The following is a 16,909-nucleotide window of genomic DNA, read 5'->3' on the forward strand; positions in this document are numbered from 1 at the left end:
GATACGACGATGGCCCGGTCTCGAGACCGGGCCATCGTCGTATCCGCGCGGAGCTCAGATGCGGTGACGCGCGAGCGACGCGCGCGGCACGGCGTACACGAGCGCCGTGATCGCGAGCAGCACGGCATAGAGGGCGATGAAGCCCCAGAAGGCGAGCGTGTAGCCGCCCGTCGCGGCCTGCGACGCGTTGAGCACCTGAGGGATGACGAAGCCGCCGTAGGCGCCGATCGCCGAGATGAGCCCGAGCGCCGCCGAGGCCTTGCGCTGGGTGCCGACCGAGTGCGCCTCTCCGGCCGTGGCCGCGCCGCGCGCGGCGAAGATGCTCGGGATCATCCGGTACGTCGCGCCGTTGCCGATGCCCGTCGCGAGGAACAGCACGAGGAAGCACGCGAGGAAGATCCAGAAGCTCCCGAGGGGGAGGGTGAGGATGAGCGCGAGCGTGGCGGCGATCATGAGCGCGAACGCGGCGATGGTCATCCGCGCGCCGCCGATGCGGTCGGCGAGCCGGCCGCCGTACGGGCGGGCGACCGATCCGACGAGCGCTCCGAGGAAGGCGAGCGTGAGCGACGCCGAGCCGACCTGGAAGGTGGAGAACGCGGGGAACTGATCGGCGATGAGCTTGGGGAACACGCTCGCGAAGCCGATGAACGAGCCGAACGTGCCGATGTAGAGGAGTGCCATGAGCCACAGGTGCGGCTCGCGGAGCGCGGCGGCCGCGCCCGCGACGTCGGCCTTCGCCGTCGAGAGGTTGTCCATGAAGCGCCATGCGCCCCACATCGCGACGAGGATGAGCGGAACCCACATCCATCCGGCGAGCTGGATGTTCAGCGTGCCGGCCGCGCCGAGCGTCACGACGATCGGGACGAGCAGCTGCGCGACCGACGTGCCGATGTTTCCGCCCGCGGCGTTCAGGCCGAGCGCCCAGCCCTTCTCCCGCTGGGGGAAGAAGTAGGTGATGTTCGCCATCGAGCTCGCGAAGTTGCCGCCGCCGGCGCCCGCGAGCGCGGCGACGAGGAGCAGCACGCCGAACGGGGTGTCCGGGTTCTGGACGACGATCCCGAGCAGGATCGTCGGGACGAGCAGGAGCCCCGCCGACACGATCGTCCAGTTGCGGCCGCCGAAGCGCGCGACCGCGAAGGTGTACGGGAAGCGCAGCGTCGCGCCGACGAGGCTCGGCAGGGAGATGAGCCAGAACTGCTCGCCGCTCGCGAGCGCGAACCCGGCGCTCGGCAGCATCACGACGACGATGCTCCAGAGCTGCCAGACGATGAAGCCGAGGAACTCGGCGAAGATCGACCATCCGAGGTTGCGCCGCGCGATGCGCCGGCCGGTGCTCTGCCAGAACGCCGGATCCTCGGCGTCCCAGCCGTCGACCCAGCGGCCGGGGCGGACGACGAGAGACGAGGCGGATGAGGGGAGGGTGGTGCTCTCGGGGGTGGTGCTCGTTGGCGTGGCCATGGCGTCTCCTGATGAGAGGTCCGACAGCGGAAAGGGATGCGCCTCCGACGCTAGGGGGCGCATGTTTCCGCGTGCGGGGGAGGCGGTGACGGACGCATCACCGTCCCGTCACGCGCCGCGCCCGGCCGCGATGACCGTCGTGTGACATGCCGGAAACACGGCTCCGGCGCTCCTAGACTGGGGGGATGCGCATCGACATCGTCACGATCTTCCCGGCGTTCTTCGATGTGCTCGACGTCTCCCTCATCGGCAAGGCGCGCGATCGCGGGCTGCTCGACCTGCGCGTCCACGATCTGCGCGATGCGACGCACGACCGGCACCGCACGGTCGACGACACGCCGTACGGCGGCGGGGCCGGCATGGTCATGAAGCCCGAGCCGTGGGGCGAGATGCTCGACGACGTGCTCGGCGACGACGCGGTGCTCATCGTCCCGTCGCCCGCGGGGGAGCGGTTCACGCAGGCCGTCGCGCGCGAGCTCGCCGACGAGCGCCAGCTCGTCTTCGCGTGCGGGCGCTACGAGGGGATCGACCAGCGGGTCATCGACCACTACGCCGAGCGCGGTCGCGTGCGGCTCGTGAGCCTCGGCGACTACGTCCTCAACGGGGGCGAGGTCGCCGCGATGGCGATGATCGAGGCCGTCGCGCGGCTCGTGCCGGGGGTCGTCGGCAACCCGGAGAGCCTCGTGGAGGAGTCGCACGAGATCGGGCTGCTCGAGTACCCGATCTACACGAAGCCCGCCGTCTGGCGCGGCCTCGAGGTGCCGCCCGTGCTGCTGAGCGGGAACCACGGTGCGGTCGACGCCTGGCGCAGGGAGCAGAGCATCGAGCGGACGCGCCGCGTCCGCCCCGACCTCCTGCCGGACGAGCTCCGCGCGGGCGAGTAGCGCCGCGAGGCGGCCCTACCGAGCCGCGCCGTCGCGCCACTGCGCGGCGAGAGCCGCGACGAGGCGCACGGCAGCCTCCGCCTCGTCGGCGGATCCGCCGCGCCGTCCTGCCGCGAGGCCCGCGAGGAAGGCGCTCACGGGCGCGGCCGGCCGCGCGACGTCGTGGGCCACATCGCGCGCGAGGTCGAGGACGAGCGCGATCGAGACCTCCTCGCGCGGCAGGTCGAGCCGTTCGCACACGGCGTCGACCCAGGTGTCGAGTGCCTCCGGAGGGAGGGTCCGGTCAGTGGTCTCGGTCATGGTGCCGCCCTTCGCCGCGTGCCCGCTCCAGATCCTGCCAGGTGTCGACGTCGGCGACCACTCCCTCATGCGCGCGGACGACCGAGATCGAGAGCTCGGCGATGAGCTCGCGGAACGACGCACCGGCGACGGGGATGCGCTTGGCGCGCTCGCGCAGCGCGCGCGTGCGGTAGCGGCCCACGAGCCACTGCGGACGCCCGCTCTCGTCGGCGAGGCACACGCCGTCGCCCGGGGGCAGGAGCGCCGCCGCGTCGTCGAGCACTCGGACCGCCTCCTCGACGCGAGGGAGGTCGGTGGCGAGCACGAGCACGCTCTCGGCGTCGACATGCGGCAGCGCGGCGGCCACCGCGGCGACGGGGCCGCCGTACTCCGGCTCCTCGCGCACCCAGAGGACGCCCTCGACTCCCGCACGCGGAGGGCCCACGACGACGACCGGGGCGCAGCCCGCGGCGGCGTCGAGCGCGCGGGCGAGGAGGGAGCGCCCATCGACGTCGAGCAGGGGCTTGTCGACGCCGCCGAGCCGGGACGCGCGCCCGCCCGCGAGGAGGATGGCCGCGGTCATGCCGCGGGCAGGAGCGCGAGCGCGTCGCGGTACCGCTCCGCCACGATGGCCGCGACGCGGCGGTCCGCGCCGAGCGGCGCGGTCACGACGTCGGCGCCGGCCTGGCGCACGAGGTTCGCGAAGAAGCCGGGCGCGAGGACGTAGCTCGCCGCGATGACGCGCGTTGCACCGGCCGCGCGGGCGGCCTCGACGGCGTCGGGGATGCGCGGATCGGCCCCCGCCGCGTACCCGATCGTCACGGGGACGGGCAGCACGCGACGCAGGCGCGCGGCGACCCCCTCGACATCGGCGACCGAAGCCGGGTTGGTCGATCCCGCCGCCGCGAGCACGACGTGATCGCCGTCGCGTCGGCCGGCCTCTGGCGCGTCGGCCTCGTCGAGTCGGGCCTCGAGGACGAGCGCGAGCAGGTCGTGGGGCCCGAGCGCCGGGGCCTTGACCACGTGCGGGAACGGCGCCACGGCGCGCGCGATGTCGACCTCGGTGTGGAACCCGGTCGAGAGGAGGAGCGGGACGACGACGGCGGGCCCGTCGGCTGCCACCCGGGCGACGACGTCGCCGACCTCGGGCTCCTCGACGTCGACGAACGCCTGCTCGACGCGCACATCCGGCAGGAGCGTGCGCACCTCGTCGACGAGCGCCCGCACGGCCTCGCGGCCCTCCTCGAAGCGGGTGCCGTGCGAGCACGCGATGAGCGTCGTCATTCCTGGTCCTCCACGTTGAGACGATAGCCGCGCTTGACCACCGTCTTGATGACATCCGGCACCCCGAGCGCCTCGCGCAGGCGCGCCACGGCCATCTCGACCGCATGCGAGTTCTGGCTCGAGCGCGGGAGGGCGTGCTGCAGCTCGGCGCGCGTGACGACCGCGCCGCGCGCGCGGAACAGCATGTCGAGCACGTCGATGCCCGTGCGCGAGAGCGGCACGAAGCGCCCCTCGATCACGGCGCCGCCGCTGCGCAGCTCGAAGCGGCCGGCGCTCGTCTGCGCGTGCGGGGCACCGCCCGCGCCGAAGTAGGCGACGACCGTGCGCACGAGGGAGCCGAGCCGACCCCGCTCGGCGACGACGGGGTGGAGTCGCGCGTCCTGCAGGGGGCCGGCCGTGATCGGTCCCACGGCGGCGAGGAGGAGCCGGCCCTGGGCTGCGCGGTCGCGGATGTCCTCGAGCGCGTGCGCCGCGGAGGCCGCGGCGACCCACTCGGCCGCGCCCGGCGCGGACGTGAAGAGCACGGCGTCGACCTCGCCGTCGCCGGCCTGGATGACCGACCGCAGCACGACCTGGGGGTCGGGCGGCGGGCCCCATCGGTACACGGTGAGGCTCACGACGTCGGCGCCGTGGCTCTCGAACAGCTCGTCGAGGCCGTCGGCGCCCGATCCATGGTGCTGCACGGCGATCCTGCGCCCCTCGACGCCCTGCGTCACGAGGTACTCGCCGAGCTCCGCGGACGTCTCGGACTCCGCGACCCAGTCCGCGGTGAAGCCCGCCTGCTGGACCGCGCCGCGCGCCTTCGGGCCGCGCGCGACGATCTGCGCGCGTGAGAGGGCGGCCGCGAGCTCGTCGGCGAGATCCGCCTCGAAGGCGGCCTCCATCCAGCCGCGGAAGCCGACTCCGGTCGTGGCGACGACGATGTCGGGCGGGTTGGCGATGAGCGCGCGCGTCGCGTCGACGAGCGCCTCGTCGTCGATGTGGGAGACGATCGTCACCGCGGGCGCCTGGCGCACCTGCGCTCCGTGGCGCTCGAGCGCGGCGGCGAGCTCGCCCGCGCGACGGTCGACGGCGATGACGACGGTGCAGCCGTCGAGGGCTGCGGAGAGGGGAGGACGTGCGGTCACGTGGTGGTGTCACCTGCCAGCTCGGGTTCGGGGAGGAGGAGGGATGCGCGCGCGACGTCTCCGATGACGATCACGGCCGGGTTGCGGACCCCCGCGGCGCGTGCATCGGCGACCGCGGCGGCAAGGGTCGTGCGTGTCGTGCGCTGCTGCGGGGTGTGCCCGCTCTCGACGATCGCCACCGGGCGGTCCTCCGGCACGCCGTGCGCGAGCGCCGCCGCGACGATGCGCGGGAGCGCCGCGACGCCCATGAGGAAGACCGTCGTGACAGCGGCATCGGCGAGCGCGGCGAGCGTCGTGTCGGCGATCTCGCCCTGGCCGTTCACGATGTGCACGGACGCGGCGGTTCCGCGGTGCGTGACCGGGATGCCCGCCGCCTGCGGCACGGAGACGGCGCTCGTCGGCCCGGGGACCACCTCGACCGGCACGCCGGCCGCGAGGCAGGCGGCGAGCTCCTCACCGCCGCGGCCGAAGACGAAGGGGTCGCCGCCCTTCAGCCGGACCACGCGGCGCCCGGCCTGCGCATGCGCCACGAGGAGCCGGTTGATCTCGTCCTGCGGCACGGGATGGTGGCCGGGGCGCTTCCCCACATCGATGACGAGCACGTCGGGGTCGAGCTCGGGCAGCAGCGCATCCGCCGGGCCGAGCCGGTCGGCGACGACGACGTCGGCCTCGGCGAGGAGCCGCCGCGCCCGCACGGTCATGAGGTCGACGGGGCCCGGGCCCCCTCCGACGAGGTCGACGCGGCCGGCCGCGCCGCCGCGGCGTCGGCGCAGCGGGAGGCGTCCCGAGACGAGGAGCCGCTCGATCGCGTCGCGGAGGCGCGCCGCGCGACCCGGGTCGACCCCGGCGTCGGACATCACGCCGACGACCACGTCGCCCGAGCGCGTGTCGGCGGCGATCCGCGCGGTGCCGTGCGCGCCATCCGATGCGTTGACGCACAGGACGCGCTGCGCCTCGCAGAGCGCGGCCACGCGCAGGTCGACCTGCAGGTCGCCCGTCGCCGTGTGCACGAGCCACGCTCCGTCGAGGTCCTCGCGGCGGAACCGCCGCGGCGCCCAGGGCACGCCGTGAGCCTCCACGAGGTCGCGGACCGCGGGCGAGAGGTCGGGGGCGACGACACGCGGGAGGGCGCCGTCGTCGAGGAAGCGCTGGAGCCGCCGCGCCGTGACCGCGCCGCCGCCGACGAGGAGCACATCGCGACCGGACAGCGAGACGCCGAGCATCGTGGTCATCGGCTCACTCCCATCGGATGTAGACGTCGTCGCCCTGCTGCGACACGGGCCAGACCCGCAGCGAGCGGGGATCCTTGCCCTGCGTGTCGAGGCACGCCCCCGTCCGGAGGTCGAACACCTGCTTGTACATCGGGGACGCGACGGTGGGGGTGTCCTGCCCCGACTCGACGTCCTGTCCGGTCTCGACGAAACGCCTTGTGCCGACGATACCGCGAGACATGACGTGCGCGTCGCTGTACGGGTCCAGGTTCGACACGGCGTGGATGGCGCCGCCGGGCAGGAGGAACAGGGCGATCTGCGTGTCGCCGATGAGCGCGGCGCGGCCGCGCTCGACCTCGAGGTCGGAGACGGCGCACACGCGCACCCAGGAGCGGGCGACGGGGGCCGTCGCGGGATCGGTCTGCGTGAGCGTCATCGACGCACCTCCAGGGTCGTGCCGGCGATGAGGACGCCGCCGGCGGCGCGCTCCTCGGGGCTGGCGGGGCGGATCTGACCGCGTTCCGGCACGAACGCGATCGAGGGATCGGGGGTGTCGGGGGCGTTCACGAAGGACTGGAAGCGCTTGAGCTTCTCGGGGTCGCGGAGCGTGGCCGCCCACTCGTCCTCGTAGTTGTCGATGTGCGCCGCCATCGCCGCGTCGAGGTCGGCGCAGATGCCGAGGCTGTCCTCGAAGATGACCTCCCGGAGGCCCTCGATGCCGCCCTCGAGCTCCTCGAACCACGGCGCCGTGCGCTGCAGGCGGTCGGCCGTGCGGATGTAGTACATGAAGAAGCGGTCGATGGCCGTGAGCAGCTCGGCGTCGCTGAGGCCCTCGGCGAGGAGCTGCGCGTGGCGCGGGGTGAAGCCGCCGTTGCCGCCCACGTACATGTTCCATCCCGTCTCGGTCGCGATCACGCCGACGTCCTTGCCGCGGGCCTCTGCGCACTCGCGCGCGCATCCCGAGACGCCGAGCTTGAGCTTGTGCGGGGCGCGCAGGCCGCGGTAGCGCAGCTCGAGCTGCACCGCCATGCCGACCGAGTCGAGGACGCCGTACCGGCACCAGGTCGATCCGACGCACGACTTCACCGTGCGCAGCGACTTGCCGTAGGCGTGGCCCGACTCGAACCCGGCGTCGATCAGCCGTGCCCAGATGGCGGGCAGCTGCTCGAGCCGCGCGCCGAACATGTCCACGCGCTGCCCGCCCGTGATCTTCGTGTACAGGCCGAAGTCGCGCGCGATCTCTCCGACCGCGATGAGGCCCTCCGGCGTGACCTCGCCGCCGGGCATCCGCGGGACGACCGAGTAGGTGCCGTCCTTCTGCATGTTGGCCATGACGTGGTCGTTCGTGTCCTGCAGCGTCGCGTTCTCGCCGTCGAGCACGTGGCGGCCGACGAGGACGGACAGGATGCTCGCGAGAGCGGGCTTGCAGATGTCGCAGCCGCGCCCCCGCCCGAAGCGCTCGATGACGGCGGAGAACGTGTCGAGACCCGAGACGCGGACGGCGTCGAAGAGCTGCCGCCGGGACATGTCGAAGTGCTCGCAGAGCGCGTTCGAGACGGTCTGCCCCATCTTCGCGAGCTCCTGGCCGACGATCTTCTTCACCGTGGTGAGACACGAGCCGCACGTGGCCCCCGCCTTCGTGCACGCCTTCACCTCGCCAGCGTCGGTGCAGCCGTCGTCGTGCACGGCCGAGCGGATGCGCCCCGCCGTGACGCTCGAGCACGAGCAGATGATCGCCTCGTCAGGGAGGTCGCCGCCGGGAGCCTCGACTCCGCCCTCGGGCATGAGGTAGGCGACGGGGTCGGCGCCCAGCGCGCTGCCCAGAAGCGGGCGCAGCGAGCCGTATGCCGACGCGTCGCCGACGAGGATGCCGCCGAGCAGGGTCTTGGCGTCGTCCGACAGCACGAGCTTCTTGTACACGCCGGCCACCGGGTCGGCGTAGCTGACGTCGAGAGCGCCCGGCGTGCGCGCGAACGCGTCGCCGAAGCTCGCGACGTCGACGCCCGAGAGCTTGAGCTTGGTGGAGTCGTCGAAGCCGGGGAAGGTCGCGTCGCCGCCCAGCAGCCGCGTCGCCGCGACCTCGGCCATGGCGTACCCGGGTGCGACGAGGCCGATGCACTGGCCGTCGAAGCTCGCGACCTCGCCGATCGCGAGGATCGACGGGTCGGCCGTGCGGCAGCGGTCGTCGATGACGACCCCGCCGCGTGGGTCCGCGGGGAGCCCGGCGGCACGGGCGAGCTCGTCGCGCGGGCGGACGCCCACCGTGAACACGACGATGTCGGCGCCGACGTAGGAGCCGTCCTGGAACTCGAGCCCCGCGACGCTGCCCGAGCGGTCGGGGTCGAGGCGGGTCGTGCGGGCCTGGGTCAGCACCTCGATCCCGCGCGCCTCGATGAGGCGCCGCAGCGCGTTGCCGCCGGCGAGATCGAGCTGGGCCGACATGAGGCGGTCGGACGACTGAACGACCGTGCAGGCGACGTCGAGGCCCTGGAGCGCTCCTGCCGCCTCGAGCCCGAGGAGCCCGCCGCCGATCACCTTGCCGACGAGCGGCCTGCCCAGCTGCGCCGACCGCGCGGCGACGAAGTCGCGCATGCGCTGCACGTCGTCGATCGTCCGGTAGACGAAGCAGCCGGGGAGGTCGGAGCCGTCGACGGCGACCTTCGCGGCGTAGGAGCCCGTCGCGAGGACGAGCGTGTCATAGGGGATGTCGCGGCGCGCGGCGGTCGTGACGGTGCGCTCCGCGCGGTTGATGCGGATGACCGGCTCTCCGGGGAGGAGCTCGACCCGATCGTCGTCGAAGACGCCGGGGTCGAGGGTCAGGTCGTCGGGGGTGGCTCCCGAGAAGAACGACGTGAGGCCGACCCGGTCGTATGGCAGACGGCGCTCCTCGCCGAGCACGGTGACGTGCCAGGGGTCCGTCGTGCGGCTGAGGAGGCTCTCGACGAAGCGATGCGCCACCATCCCGGCGCCGACGACGACGATGCGAGAGGGGAAGGGGTCCACGGCGGTCATGGCGGCTCCTGCGTTCGAGGGTCACTTCGAGGTCGTGACACGAACGTAGGAGCGCGGTGTTTCCCGTCTGCGCGGCCCGGGGTTTCCCCGAGCGAACGTTTCGCTCACAACCGCCTGAGCGGCGGATGTGAGGACGGCGTCAGAGGTGCGAGCGGTCCGTCAGGACGATCGGGCCGTCCTCCGTGATCGCGATGGTGTGCTCGCTGTGCGCGCCGCGCGAGCCGTCCGCGCTGCGCAGCGTCCAGCCATCCGGGTCGGTGACGAGCTCGTCGGTGCTCTGCAGGAACCACGGCTCGATCGCGATGACGAGACCCGGCTTGAGCGGGAAGCCGCGCCCGGGGCGGCCGTCGTTCGGGATGTGCGGGTCGCCGTGCATGATGCGGCCCACGCCGTGGCCGCCGAAGTCGGTGTTGATCGAGAGGCCGTCGGCACGCGCGATCTGCGAGATGGCCGCGGAGATGTCGCCCACGCGATTGCCCACCGTCGCGGCGGCGATCGCCGCGTCGAGCGCGCGCTCGGTCGTGTCGATGAGGGCGAGGTCCTCGTCGCGCGGGGTGCCGACGACGAACGAGACAGCGGAGTCGGCGACCCAGCCGTCGATCGAGACCGCGAAGTCGAGCGTGACGAGGTCGCCGTCGCGCAGCGCGTAGTCGTGCGGGAGCCCGTGGAGGACCGCGTCGTTGATCGACGTGCAGATGACCTTGCCGAACGGGCTCGCGCCGAACGACGGGTGGTAGTCGATGTAGCACGACTCGGCCCCTGCCCGGCGGATGAGCTCGTGTGCGCGACGGTCGATCGCGAGGAGGTTCGTGCCGACCTTCGTCTCCTCGCGGAGGGTCGCGAGGGTCTCCGCGACGAACCGGCCAGCCGGCCGCATCTGCTCGATCTCGGCCGGGGTGCGCAGTTCGATCATGGGTGTGTCCTCTCGCTCGAACCTCCATTCTCCCCGATGCGCGGCGAGGGGCGGCACCCGCGGATCGTGGCGCGGGTCCTGGTGTGAGACAATGGGATGTCGTGCTGTGACGACCGCGCCCGTCGGCGCGGGCCGTTTCGCGCTCTGCCGCAGGGGAGCCGAGGGTCCACGGGATCCCACATGCACGTGCGATACCCCATTTTCGAAGGCGGTCGACCTGAGGCGGCCGCAGGAAGAGAACCGTCATGCACATTCTCGACGCCGTCGATGCGGCTTCGCTCCGCTCCGACGTCCCCGCGTTCGGCCCCGGTGACACCGTCAAGGTGCACGTGAACATCGTCGAGGGCAGCCGCTCGCGCATCCAGGTGTTCCAGGGCGTCGTCATCCGCCGCCAGGGCTCGGGCGTGCGCGAGACCTTCACGGTCCGCAAGATCAGCTTCCAGGTCGGCGTGGAGCGCACGTTCCCCGTGCACTCGCCGGTCATCGACCACATCGAGGTCGTCACGCGCGGTGACGTGCGTCGCGCGAAGCTGTACTACCTGCGCGAGCTGCGCGGCAAGAAGGCGAAGATCAAGGAGAAGCGCGAGAACGCCTGATCTCACGCGATCCGAGCAGACACCCCGTGCCCCGCGGCACGGGGTGTCTGCGTTCATGTGAGATTCTGGAGGAACGCCCCCGTCACCTCGGCGGCGCGGACGCGAAGGACCCCATGACGAGCGACACCACGACCGCCGAGCAGCCGGAGCAGCGCGGACGGGGCATCCTCATGTTCCTGCGCGACATCGCCGTCATCGTGGTGGTCGCGCTGGTGGTGTCGTTCCTCATCAAGACGTTCATCGTCCGGTCGTTCTTCATCCCGTCGGCGTCGATGGAGGACACCCTCCAGATCGACGACCGCATCCTCGTGGACGAGCTCACGCCGCTGTGGACGGGCTACGAGCGCGGGGACATCGTCGTGTTCGAGGATCCGGGCGGCTGGCTCGATCCGCAGCCGAAGGCGCCCGAGCAGTCGCCGTTCATGGAGGCCGTCGACGGGCTCCTGACCCTCGTGGGGCTGTCGGCCGGCGATTCGGACGACCACCTCGTGAAGCGCATCATCGGGCTGCCGGGCGATCACGTCGAGTGCTGCAACGCTCTGGGGCAGATCACCGTCAACGGGGTGCCGGTCGACGAGCTCGGCTACCTCAAGCTGCCCGAGGGCGACACCCAGGCCTCGAACGACCCGTTCGACGTCGTCGTGCCGGAGGGCGCCCTGTGGGTGCTCGGCGACAACCGCGACAACTCGCGCGATGCGCGCTTCCACACGGACCAGCCCGGCGGCGGATTCGTGCCGATCGACAACGTCGTGGGCCGGGTGTTCCTCCTCACCTGGCCGCTCGACCGCTTCGGGACGGTCGACGGGCACCACGAGGTGTTCCGGGGCATCCCCGACCGCGAGGACGAGGCCGAGGAGGAGAAGGCGAGCGCCGCGGGATGACCGTCGTCGCACCGACCATCGCGCACGAGCGGGCGCTCCTCGCGGAGGCGCCGCTCGTCTTCGCGCTCGACGAGGTCGGGCGCGGCGCCCTCGCCGGGCCCGTGACCATCGGGGCATCCGTCGTGGACGCGGAGGCCGTCGCCTGCACGGTTCCCGAGGGGCTGCGCGACTCGAAGCTCGTCCCCGCCGGACGCCGCGCGGACGTCGCCGACCGCGCGGCCGCGTGGGTCAGGGCCAGCGCGCTCGGCTGGGCGACGGCCGCGGAGGTCGACGAGATCGGGATCATCCGCGCCCTGGGCCTCGCGGCCGTCCGCGCGCTCGCGTCGCTCGAGGAGCAGGGCTACGCGCCCGCGGCCGGGGTCGTGCTCCTCGACGGCAACCACGACTACATCTCGCCCGTGCGCGGCGCGGGGCTCGACATCCGCACGGTGGTCAAGGGCGACCGCGACTGCGCGTCGCTCGCTGCGGCATCGGTCATCGCGAAGGTCGCGCGCGACGGCCTCATGACCGGACTTCACGACGAGCTCCCGGTCTACGAATGGGCCAGCAACAAGGGCTACGCGAGCGCGACGCACCGTGCCGCGATCCGCGAGCACGGTCTGAGCGCGCACCACCGCCGGTCGTGGGCGATCGCCGACGCGCCCGCCCTGTTCTGAGCCGTCCTCGAGCGGCGCGACGCGGCATCCCGGACGCCTAGGATGGGAGGACCATGGATGACGATGTCTTCGAGGATTACGACCGCGAGCTCGAGCTGGCTCTGTTCCGCGAGTACCGCGACGTGGTCTCGCAGTTCCAGTTCGTGATCGAGACCGAGCGCCGCTTCTACCTCGCGAACGAGGTCGACGTCGTCCGTCACGACACCGAGACCGACTTCTACTTCGAGATCACGATGAAGGACGTCTGGGTCTGGGACATCTACCGCTCGGATCGCTTCGTGAAGTCGGTGCGCGTGCTCACGTTCAAGGACGTGAACATCGAGGAGCTGTCGCGCCGCGACTTCGAGCTGCCCGACGAGCTCTCGCTCGACGGCAAGTAGCATCCCCGCGCGGCGACGCCGTCTGCACAGGCGCGCCCCGCGGCGCGCCGTCTCCCCACCCGGCCGTCCGCCGCCGCATCCGGTCGTCCGTCCAGGCAGTCTGCCGTCATGGCACGGAAGGACGACCTCGGTCGAGCGGGCGAGGAGCGCGCGGCGCAGTACCTCTCATCGATCGGGTACGAGATCCTCGACCGCAACTGGCGGTGCGCTGACGGGGAGATCGACATCGTCGCGTGCCGCGGCACACGGCTCGCGGTCGTCGAGGTCAAGACGCGCACGGGCACGGCCTTCGGCCATCCGCTCGAGGCCGTCGACCGGCGCAAGCTGCGTCGGCTGTGGCGGCTCGCGGCGGCGTGGACCCGCGCGCACCCCGGAGCGCTGCTCGGCCGATCCCTCCGGATCGACGCGGTCGCGATCGTGGGCGCCGATCCCGGGACGGGCGCCCTCGAGCATCTCGAGGACCTCCGATGACGGTCGCGCGGACGTGGGCGGTCGCGCTCACCGGGCTCACGGGCGAGCTCGTCGAGGTGGAGGCCGACGTCACGTCGCATCAGCCGGAGATCCGGATCATCGGCCTCGCCGACCGCGCGCTCGGCGAGGCCGCGCGCCGGGTCACGAGCGCGTGCGAGAACAGCGGGCTCATGCTCCCGTACCGGCGCCTCACCGTGAACCTGTCGCCGGCGGGGCTCCCGAAGCACGGGACCGCATTCGATCTCGCGATCGCGGTGACCGCGCTGGCGACCGACGACCGCCTGCGCCGGTCATCGGCGGCCGAGGTCGTGCATCTCGGCGAGCTGGGGCTGGACGGGCGACTGCGGCCCGTGCCGGGCATCCTGCCGGCCGTGCGCGCCGCGGTCGCCGCGGGCCGCACCCGGGTCGTGGTCCCCTGGGCGAACCGGGAGGAGGCCGAGCTCGTCGCGGGCGCCGAGGTGCGCGGGGCGATCTCGCTCGCTCAGGTCGCGGCGTGGCACGGCTCCGAGGTGGAGGTGCCGGACGTCCCGCCGATCCCCGGCCCGCCGGCGCCCGAGGCCGACGAGGACGACGTCGACCTCGCTGACGTCGTGGGGCAGCGCGACGCCGTCGAGGCGCTCGTCGTGGCCGCGGCGGGCGGTCACCACGTGCTCATGTCGGGCCCGCCGGGAGCGGGCAAGACCATGCTCGCCCGACGTCTGCCCGGCATCCTCCCGCCGCTCGACGACGAGGCAGCCCTCGAGGCCGCATCGCTGCGGTCGCTCGCGGGGGAGCGGGTCGTGCGCCTCGACCGGCGGCCGCCGTTCGAGGCGCCCCACCACTCGGCGTCGACCGCCGCGCTCGTCGGCGGCGGGTCGCGCACCGTGCGGCCGGGTGCGATCGCGCGCGCGAGCCGCGGGGTGCTGTTCATCGACGAGGCGACCGAGGCGTCGTCGTCGACGCTCGACGCGCTGCGCCAGCCGCTCGAGCAGGGGCGCATCGACATCCACCGCGCGGGGTTCTCCGCGCGCTTCCCGGCGCGCTTCCAGCTCGTCCTCGCGATGAATCCCTGTCCGTGCGGGGAGTACGGCGTGCGCGGCGGGTCGTGCACGTGCTCTCCGCACATCATCCGCCGGTACGCGCAGCGCCTCTCGGGTCCGCTGCTCGACCGCATCGACATCGATCTGCACGTCGAGCGGATCGCGAGCATCGCGCAGACGCGCGCGGGAGACGCCATGTCATCGGAGGAGGGGCGGCAGCGCGTGCTCGCGGCGCGGGATCGGGCGCGGGAGCGGCTGTCGGGAACGCCCTGGCGTATCAACGCCGAGGTCCCCGGGACGTGGCTGCGGCGCGGGCCGCGAGCGCCTGACGCCGCGGCGCTGCGGGGGCTCGACGCCGCGCTCCAGCGCGGGCTCATCACCCTGAGGGGCTACGACCGCGTGCTGCGGGTCGCCTGGACGGTCGCCGATCTGGCCGGCAGGGACCGGCCGGACGCGGCGGATGTGGGCAGGGCGCTGTTCCTGAAGAAGGGGGTCGTGGCATGACGCTGCTCGACGACGATCGCGTGCGCCGAGCGGGCGCGCCGCACAGCCGGGAGGATCCGGCCCGTCTGGCGCGCGCGGTGTGGACCGCCATCGTCGAGCCGGGCGACGGGACCGCGGGCGCGCTCGTCGCGGCGCACGGTCCGGATGAGGCTCTGCGGATGGTCGAGGCGGGGCTGCACGACGGATCGCTCACGGAGCTGGGGCTGGGCGCGCAGGCGCTCGCGGCCGCTCGGTCGCGGTGGCAGCCGCGGCTCGACCCCGCGCACGTCGCGCAGGCCCTCGCGCAGGGCGCTCGCGCGGGGCTGGTGCTCGTGACCCCGGAGGACGCGGGGTGGCCCGAGCAGCTGACCGACCTCGGCACGCACGCGCCGCTCGCCCTGTGGACGAGAGGCGACGTGACGGGCCTCTCGCGCATCGCACGCTCGGTCGCGATCGTGGGCGCACGCGCGGCGACGCCATACGGGGAGCACGTCGCGGCCGAGCTCGCGGGCGAGCTCGCGTCCCGCGGCATCGGCGTGATCTCGGGCGCCGCGTACGGCATCGACGGCGCTGCCCATCGCGCGACGCTCGGCGTCGGCGGGCTGACGGTCGCGGTCGTCGCCGGCGGCGCCGACCGCGTGTATCCCGCCGGGCACGCTCGCCTGTTCGCCGACATCGCGCGCGTCGGCGCGATCGTGAGCGAGACGGCGCCGGGCGCGACGCCGACCAAGTGGCGGTTCCTCCAGCGGAATCGGTGCATCGCCGCGCTGAGCGCCGCGACGGTCGTCGTCGAGGCCGGCGCGCGCAGCGGCACGCTGAACACGGCAGGGCACGCCGCGGCGCTCGGGCGGCCGCTCGGAGCCGTGCCCGGACCCGTGACGAGTGCGACCTCGGCCGGCTGTCATCGCCTGCTGCGCGAGTTCGACGCGCAGTGCATCACGTCGGCCGCCGACGTCCTCGAGCTGATCGGCGAGGGAGCCGACGACGCGACCGCTCTGGGCGGTCCATCCGCGGAGGAGGTCCGCGTCCGCGATGCGCTCGCCTCCCGCTCCCCACGCGATGTCGATGAGATCGCACGGCGCAGCGGGATGGCCGTGGAGGCCGTGCAGGCCGCGCTCGGCCTGCTCGAGCTGGCCGGCGCGGTGCGACGGACGGACGGCGGCTGGGTGCTCGCCTGAGATCCGAGGGTTCCTGCGCTCACGACCCTCCGGCGATCGCCGCAGCCAGCCAGCGGCCGAGGTCTCCGAGACTCGGGCCGTCTCCGTCACCCCGCGTGCGGTGGGCGCCGTCGAGAAGGGCGGCATCCGGGTGCGGCCGCCGTTGACGATCGCGACCAGCTCGAGATAGCGGCCCTCGGTCGTGCGGTACTCCTCGTCCTCAAGGGACTCGAGGGTGAGGCTGTCGACCGTGCGATAGCGCTCGGCGAGCCGTGCGCGGAGGTCGTCGTCGGCCGCGACGCCGAACGTCCCGGCGAGCTCGTCGACCAGCTGTGCGGCGAGGGAGGCCACGTGGGGATCGTCCGCCGCGAGACCCGCCTGGTGAGCGGCCGTGAGCCGGCGCATCAGGTCGGCGCCTGCCGAGTGGATGAAGTCCTGCACGGGAGGCGAGGACATCTCCGGACCGGGGAACTGCGCGTACGTCGCGTGCAGGTAGGAGCGGATCGCCGCGCGGAACCGATCATCCTGCAGGAGCTCCGCGAGGCTCAGCCAGGCGTCGAGATGCTCGGGGGCCGGGTCGGGCGGCAGCACCGGCCGCACGTCGCGGATGCGCTCGGACGCCTCCTGCGGAAGGCCGGCGGTGACCTCGTCGAGGAAGTCGTCGATGAGCCGCTGACGCTCGGCATCGGGCATCGTCACGAGCCTGCGCAGGAGGTTCGCGCGCTCCGCCGTGCCCTCCTGTCGCACGAGCGCGCGGAGGACGGCGCGCTTCGCGTCCAGATCCGCGGCCCGCGTCTCGATCACGTGGAGATGCTCGGCGAGCACATCCCGCAGCGAGCTCGTCCCGGCGAGCACGCGGCGCACCTGCGGCAGACCGGTCTCGAGGTCGCGCAGCGTGCGGACGAGCTCGAGCCGGGCGATCGCGTCCACGTCGTAGAGGCGATGGCCTCCGTCGGTGGCGTCGGTCGCGTCGACGAGTCCCTCGTCGTCGTAGTAGCGGATGGCGCTGACGCTGAGTCCGGTGCGATGCGCCACCTCGCCGATGGAGGAGAGAGCGTTCTCGGAAGTGTTCATGTCCTCACCCTGAGGCCTCAAGCG

At 73.1% G+C, this 16,909-nt stretch carries 17 protein-coding genes and 1 pseudogene; 8 read left to right on the forward strand and 10 right to left on the reverse strand.

The genetic code is table 11. The annotated features are described in order from the left end of the window. Window positions 1-54: 54 nt before the first annotated feature. The gene (locus ACWXWW_RS08335; protein ID WP_455969601.1) at window positions 55-1,458 is read right to left on the reverse strand and encodes an MFS transporter; all 1,404 of its coding nucleotides are present in this window, start codon (window positions 1,456-1,458) and stop codon (window positions 55-57) included. Between the two features lie 185 nt (window positions 1,459-1,643). Here ACWXWW_RS08335 and trmD point away from each other — a divergent pair, with 185 nt between their 5' ends. After that, window positions 1,644-2,342: a tRNA (guanosine(37)-N1)-methyltransferase TrmD gene (gene trmD / locus ACWXWW_RS08340; RefSeq protein WP_271171723.1), complete on the forward strand. Its 699-nt coding sequence runs from the start codon at window positions 1,644-1,646 to the stop codon at window positions 2,340-2,342. Window positions 2,343-2,357: 15 nt separating this feature from the next. On the opposite strand, the gene ACWXWW_RS08345 is transcribed toward trmD, so the two are convergent. From ACWXWW_RS08345 to map, 8 genes are all read right to left on the reverse strand, one after another. Then, window positions 2,358-2,642: a DUF6457 domain-containing protein gene (locus ACWXWW_RS08345; protein ID WP_271171724.1), complete on the reverse strand. Its 285-nt coding sequence runs from the start codon at window positions 2,640-2,642 to the stop codon at window positions 2,358-2,360. Then, complete coding sequence (gene mobA / locus ACWXWW_RS08350) at window positions 2,626-3,204, reverse strand: molybdenum cofactor guanylyltransferase (protein ID WP_455969602.1); 579 nt, start codon at window positions 3,202-3,204, stop codon at window positions 2,626-2,628. The genes ACWXWW_RS08345 and mobA overlap by 17 nt, the downstream gene beginning before the upstream one ends. After that, a complete protein-coding gene (locus ACWXWW_RS08355) occupies window positions 3,201-3,905 on the reverse strand; it encodes a sirohydrochlorin chelatase (RefSeq protein ID WP_455969603.1) in 705 nt (234 codons plus the stop codon). Before ACWXWW_RS08355 ends, mobA begins: the two co-directional genes overlap by 4 nt. Further along, entirely contained in the window at window positions 3,902-5,032 is a 1,131-nt protein-coding gene (locus ACWXWW_RS08360; protein ID WP_271171727.1) for a uroporphyrinogen-III synthase, read from the reverse strand. Before ACWXWW_RS08360 ends, ACWXWW_RS08355 begins: the two co-directional genes overlap by 4 nt. Continuing rightward, window positions 5,029-6,264, reverse strand: coding sequence for a uroporphyrinogen-III C-methyltransferase (gene cobA, locus ACWXWW_RS08365; RefSeq protein ID WP_455969604.1), 1,236 nt, complete (start codon window positions 6,262-6,264; stop codon window positions 5,029-5,031). Before cobA ends, ACWXWW_RS08360 begins: the two co-directional genes overlap by 4 nt. Window positions 6,265-6,268: 4 nt before the next feature. Further along, entirely contained in the window at window positions 6,269-6,679 is a 411-nt protein-coding gene (nirD, locus tag ACWXWW_RS08370; protein WP_271171729.1) for a nitrite reductase small subunit NirD, read from the reverse strand. Continuing rightward, the gene (nirB, locus tag ACWXWW_RS08375; protein ID WP_455969605.1) at window positions 6,676-9,255 is read right to left on the reverse strand and encodes a nitrite reductase large subunit NirB; all 2,580 of its coding nucleotides are present in this window, start codon (window positions 9,253-9,255) and stop codon (window positions 6,676-6,678) included. The genes nirD and nirB overlap by 4 nt, the downstream gene beginning before the upstream one ends. Before the next feature lie 139 nt (window positions 9,256-9,394). Then, window positions 9,395-10,168: a type I methionyl aminopeptidase gene (map, locus tag ACWXWW_RS08380; RefSeq protein WP_271171731.1), complete on the reverse strand. Its 774-nt coding sequence runs from the start codon at window positions 10,166-10,168 to the stop codon at window positions 9,395-9,397. Between the two features lie 245 nt (window positions 10,169-10,413). Here map and rplS point away from each other — a divergent pair, with 245 nt between their 5' ends. From rplS to dprA, 7 genes are all read left to right on the forward strand, one after another. After that, window positions 10,414-10,764 carry a 50S ribosomal protein L19 gene (gene rplS, locus ACWXWW_RS08385; protein WP_271171732.1) on the forward strand — a complete coding sequence of 117 codons (351 nt, stop codon included), beginning with the start codon at window positions 10,414-10,416 and terminating at the stop codon, window positions 10,762-10,764. A 113-nt stretch (window positions 10,765-10,877) separates the two neighbouring features. Beyond that, the gene (gene lepB / locus ACWXWW_RS08390; protein WP_271171733.1) at window positions 10,878-11,645 is read left to right on the forward strand and encodes a signal peptidase I; all 768 of its coding nucleotides are present in this window, start codon (window positions 10,878-10,880) and stop codon (window positions 11,643-11,645) included. Beyond that, a complete protein-coding gene (locus tag ACWXWW_RS08395) occupies window positions 11,642-12,301 on the forward strand; it encodes a ribonuclease HII (RefSeq protein ID WP_455969606.1) in 660 nt (219 codons plus the stop codon). Before lepB ends, ACWXWW_RS08395 begins: the two co-directional genes overlap by 4 nt. 53 nt (window positions 12,302-12,354) lie before the next feature. Further along, complete coding sequence (locus tag ACWXWW_RS08400) at window positions 12,355-12,681, forward strand: DUF2469 family protein (protein ID WP_271171735.1); 327 nt, start codon at window positions 12,355-12,357, stop codon at window positions 12,679-12,681. A 108-nt stretch (window positions 12,682-12,789) separates the two neighbouring features. Continuing rightward, complete coding sequence (locus ACWXWW_RS08405) at window positions 12,790-13,152, forward strand: YraN family protein (protein ID WP_271171736.1); 363 nt, start codon at window positions 12,790-12,792, stop codon at window positions 13,150-13,152. Continuing rightward, window positions 13,149-14,675, forward strand: a complete 1,527-nt coding sequence (locus tag ACWXWW_RS08410) for a YifB family Mg chelatase-like AAA ATPase (RefSeq protein WP_455969608.1) — start codon at window positions 13,149-13,151, stop codon at window positions 14,673-14,675. The genes ACWXWW_RS08405 and ACWXWW_RS08410 overlap by 4 nt, the downstream gene beginning before the upstream one ends. 158 nt (window positions 14,676-14,833) lie before the next feature. After that, the gene (gene dprA, locus ACWXWW_RS08415) at window positions 14,834-15,832 is read left to right on the forward strand and encodes a DNA-processing protein DprA (protein WP_455969659.1); all 999 of its coding nucleotides are present in this window, start codon (window positions 14,834-14,836) and stop codon (window positions 15,830-15,832) included. An 837-nt stretch (window positions 15,833-16,669) separates the two neighbouring features. Here the strand turns inward: dprA and ACWXWW_RS08420 are convergent. Beyond that, a pseudogene (locus ACWXWW_RS08420) lies at window positions 16,670-16,885 on the reverse strand (helix-turn-helix domain-containing protein); the annotation flags it as partial. Window positions 16,886-16,909 lie beyond the last annotated feature (24 nt).

This window comes from Microbacterium sp. KNMS, assembly GCF_053851835.1.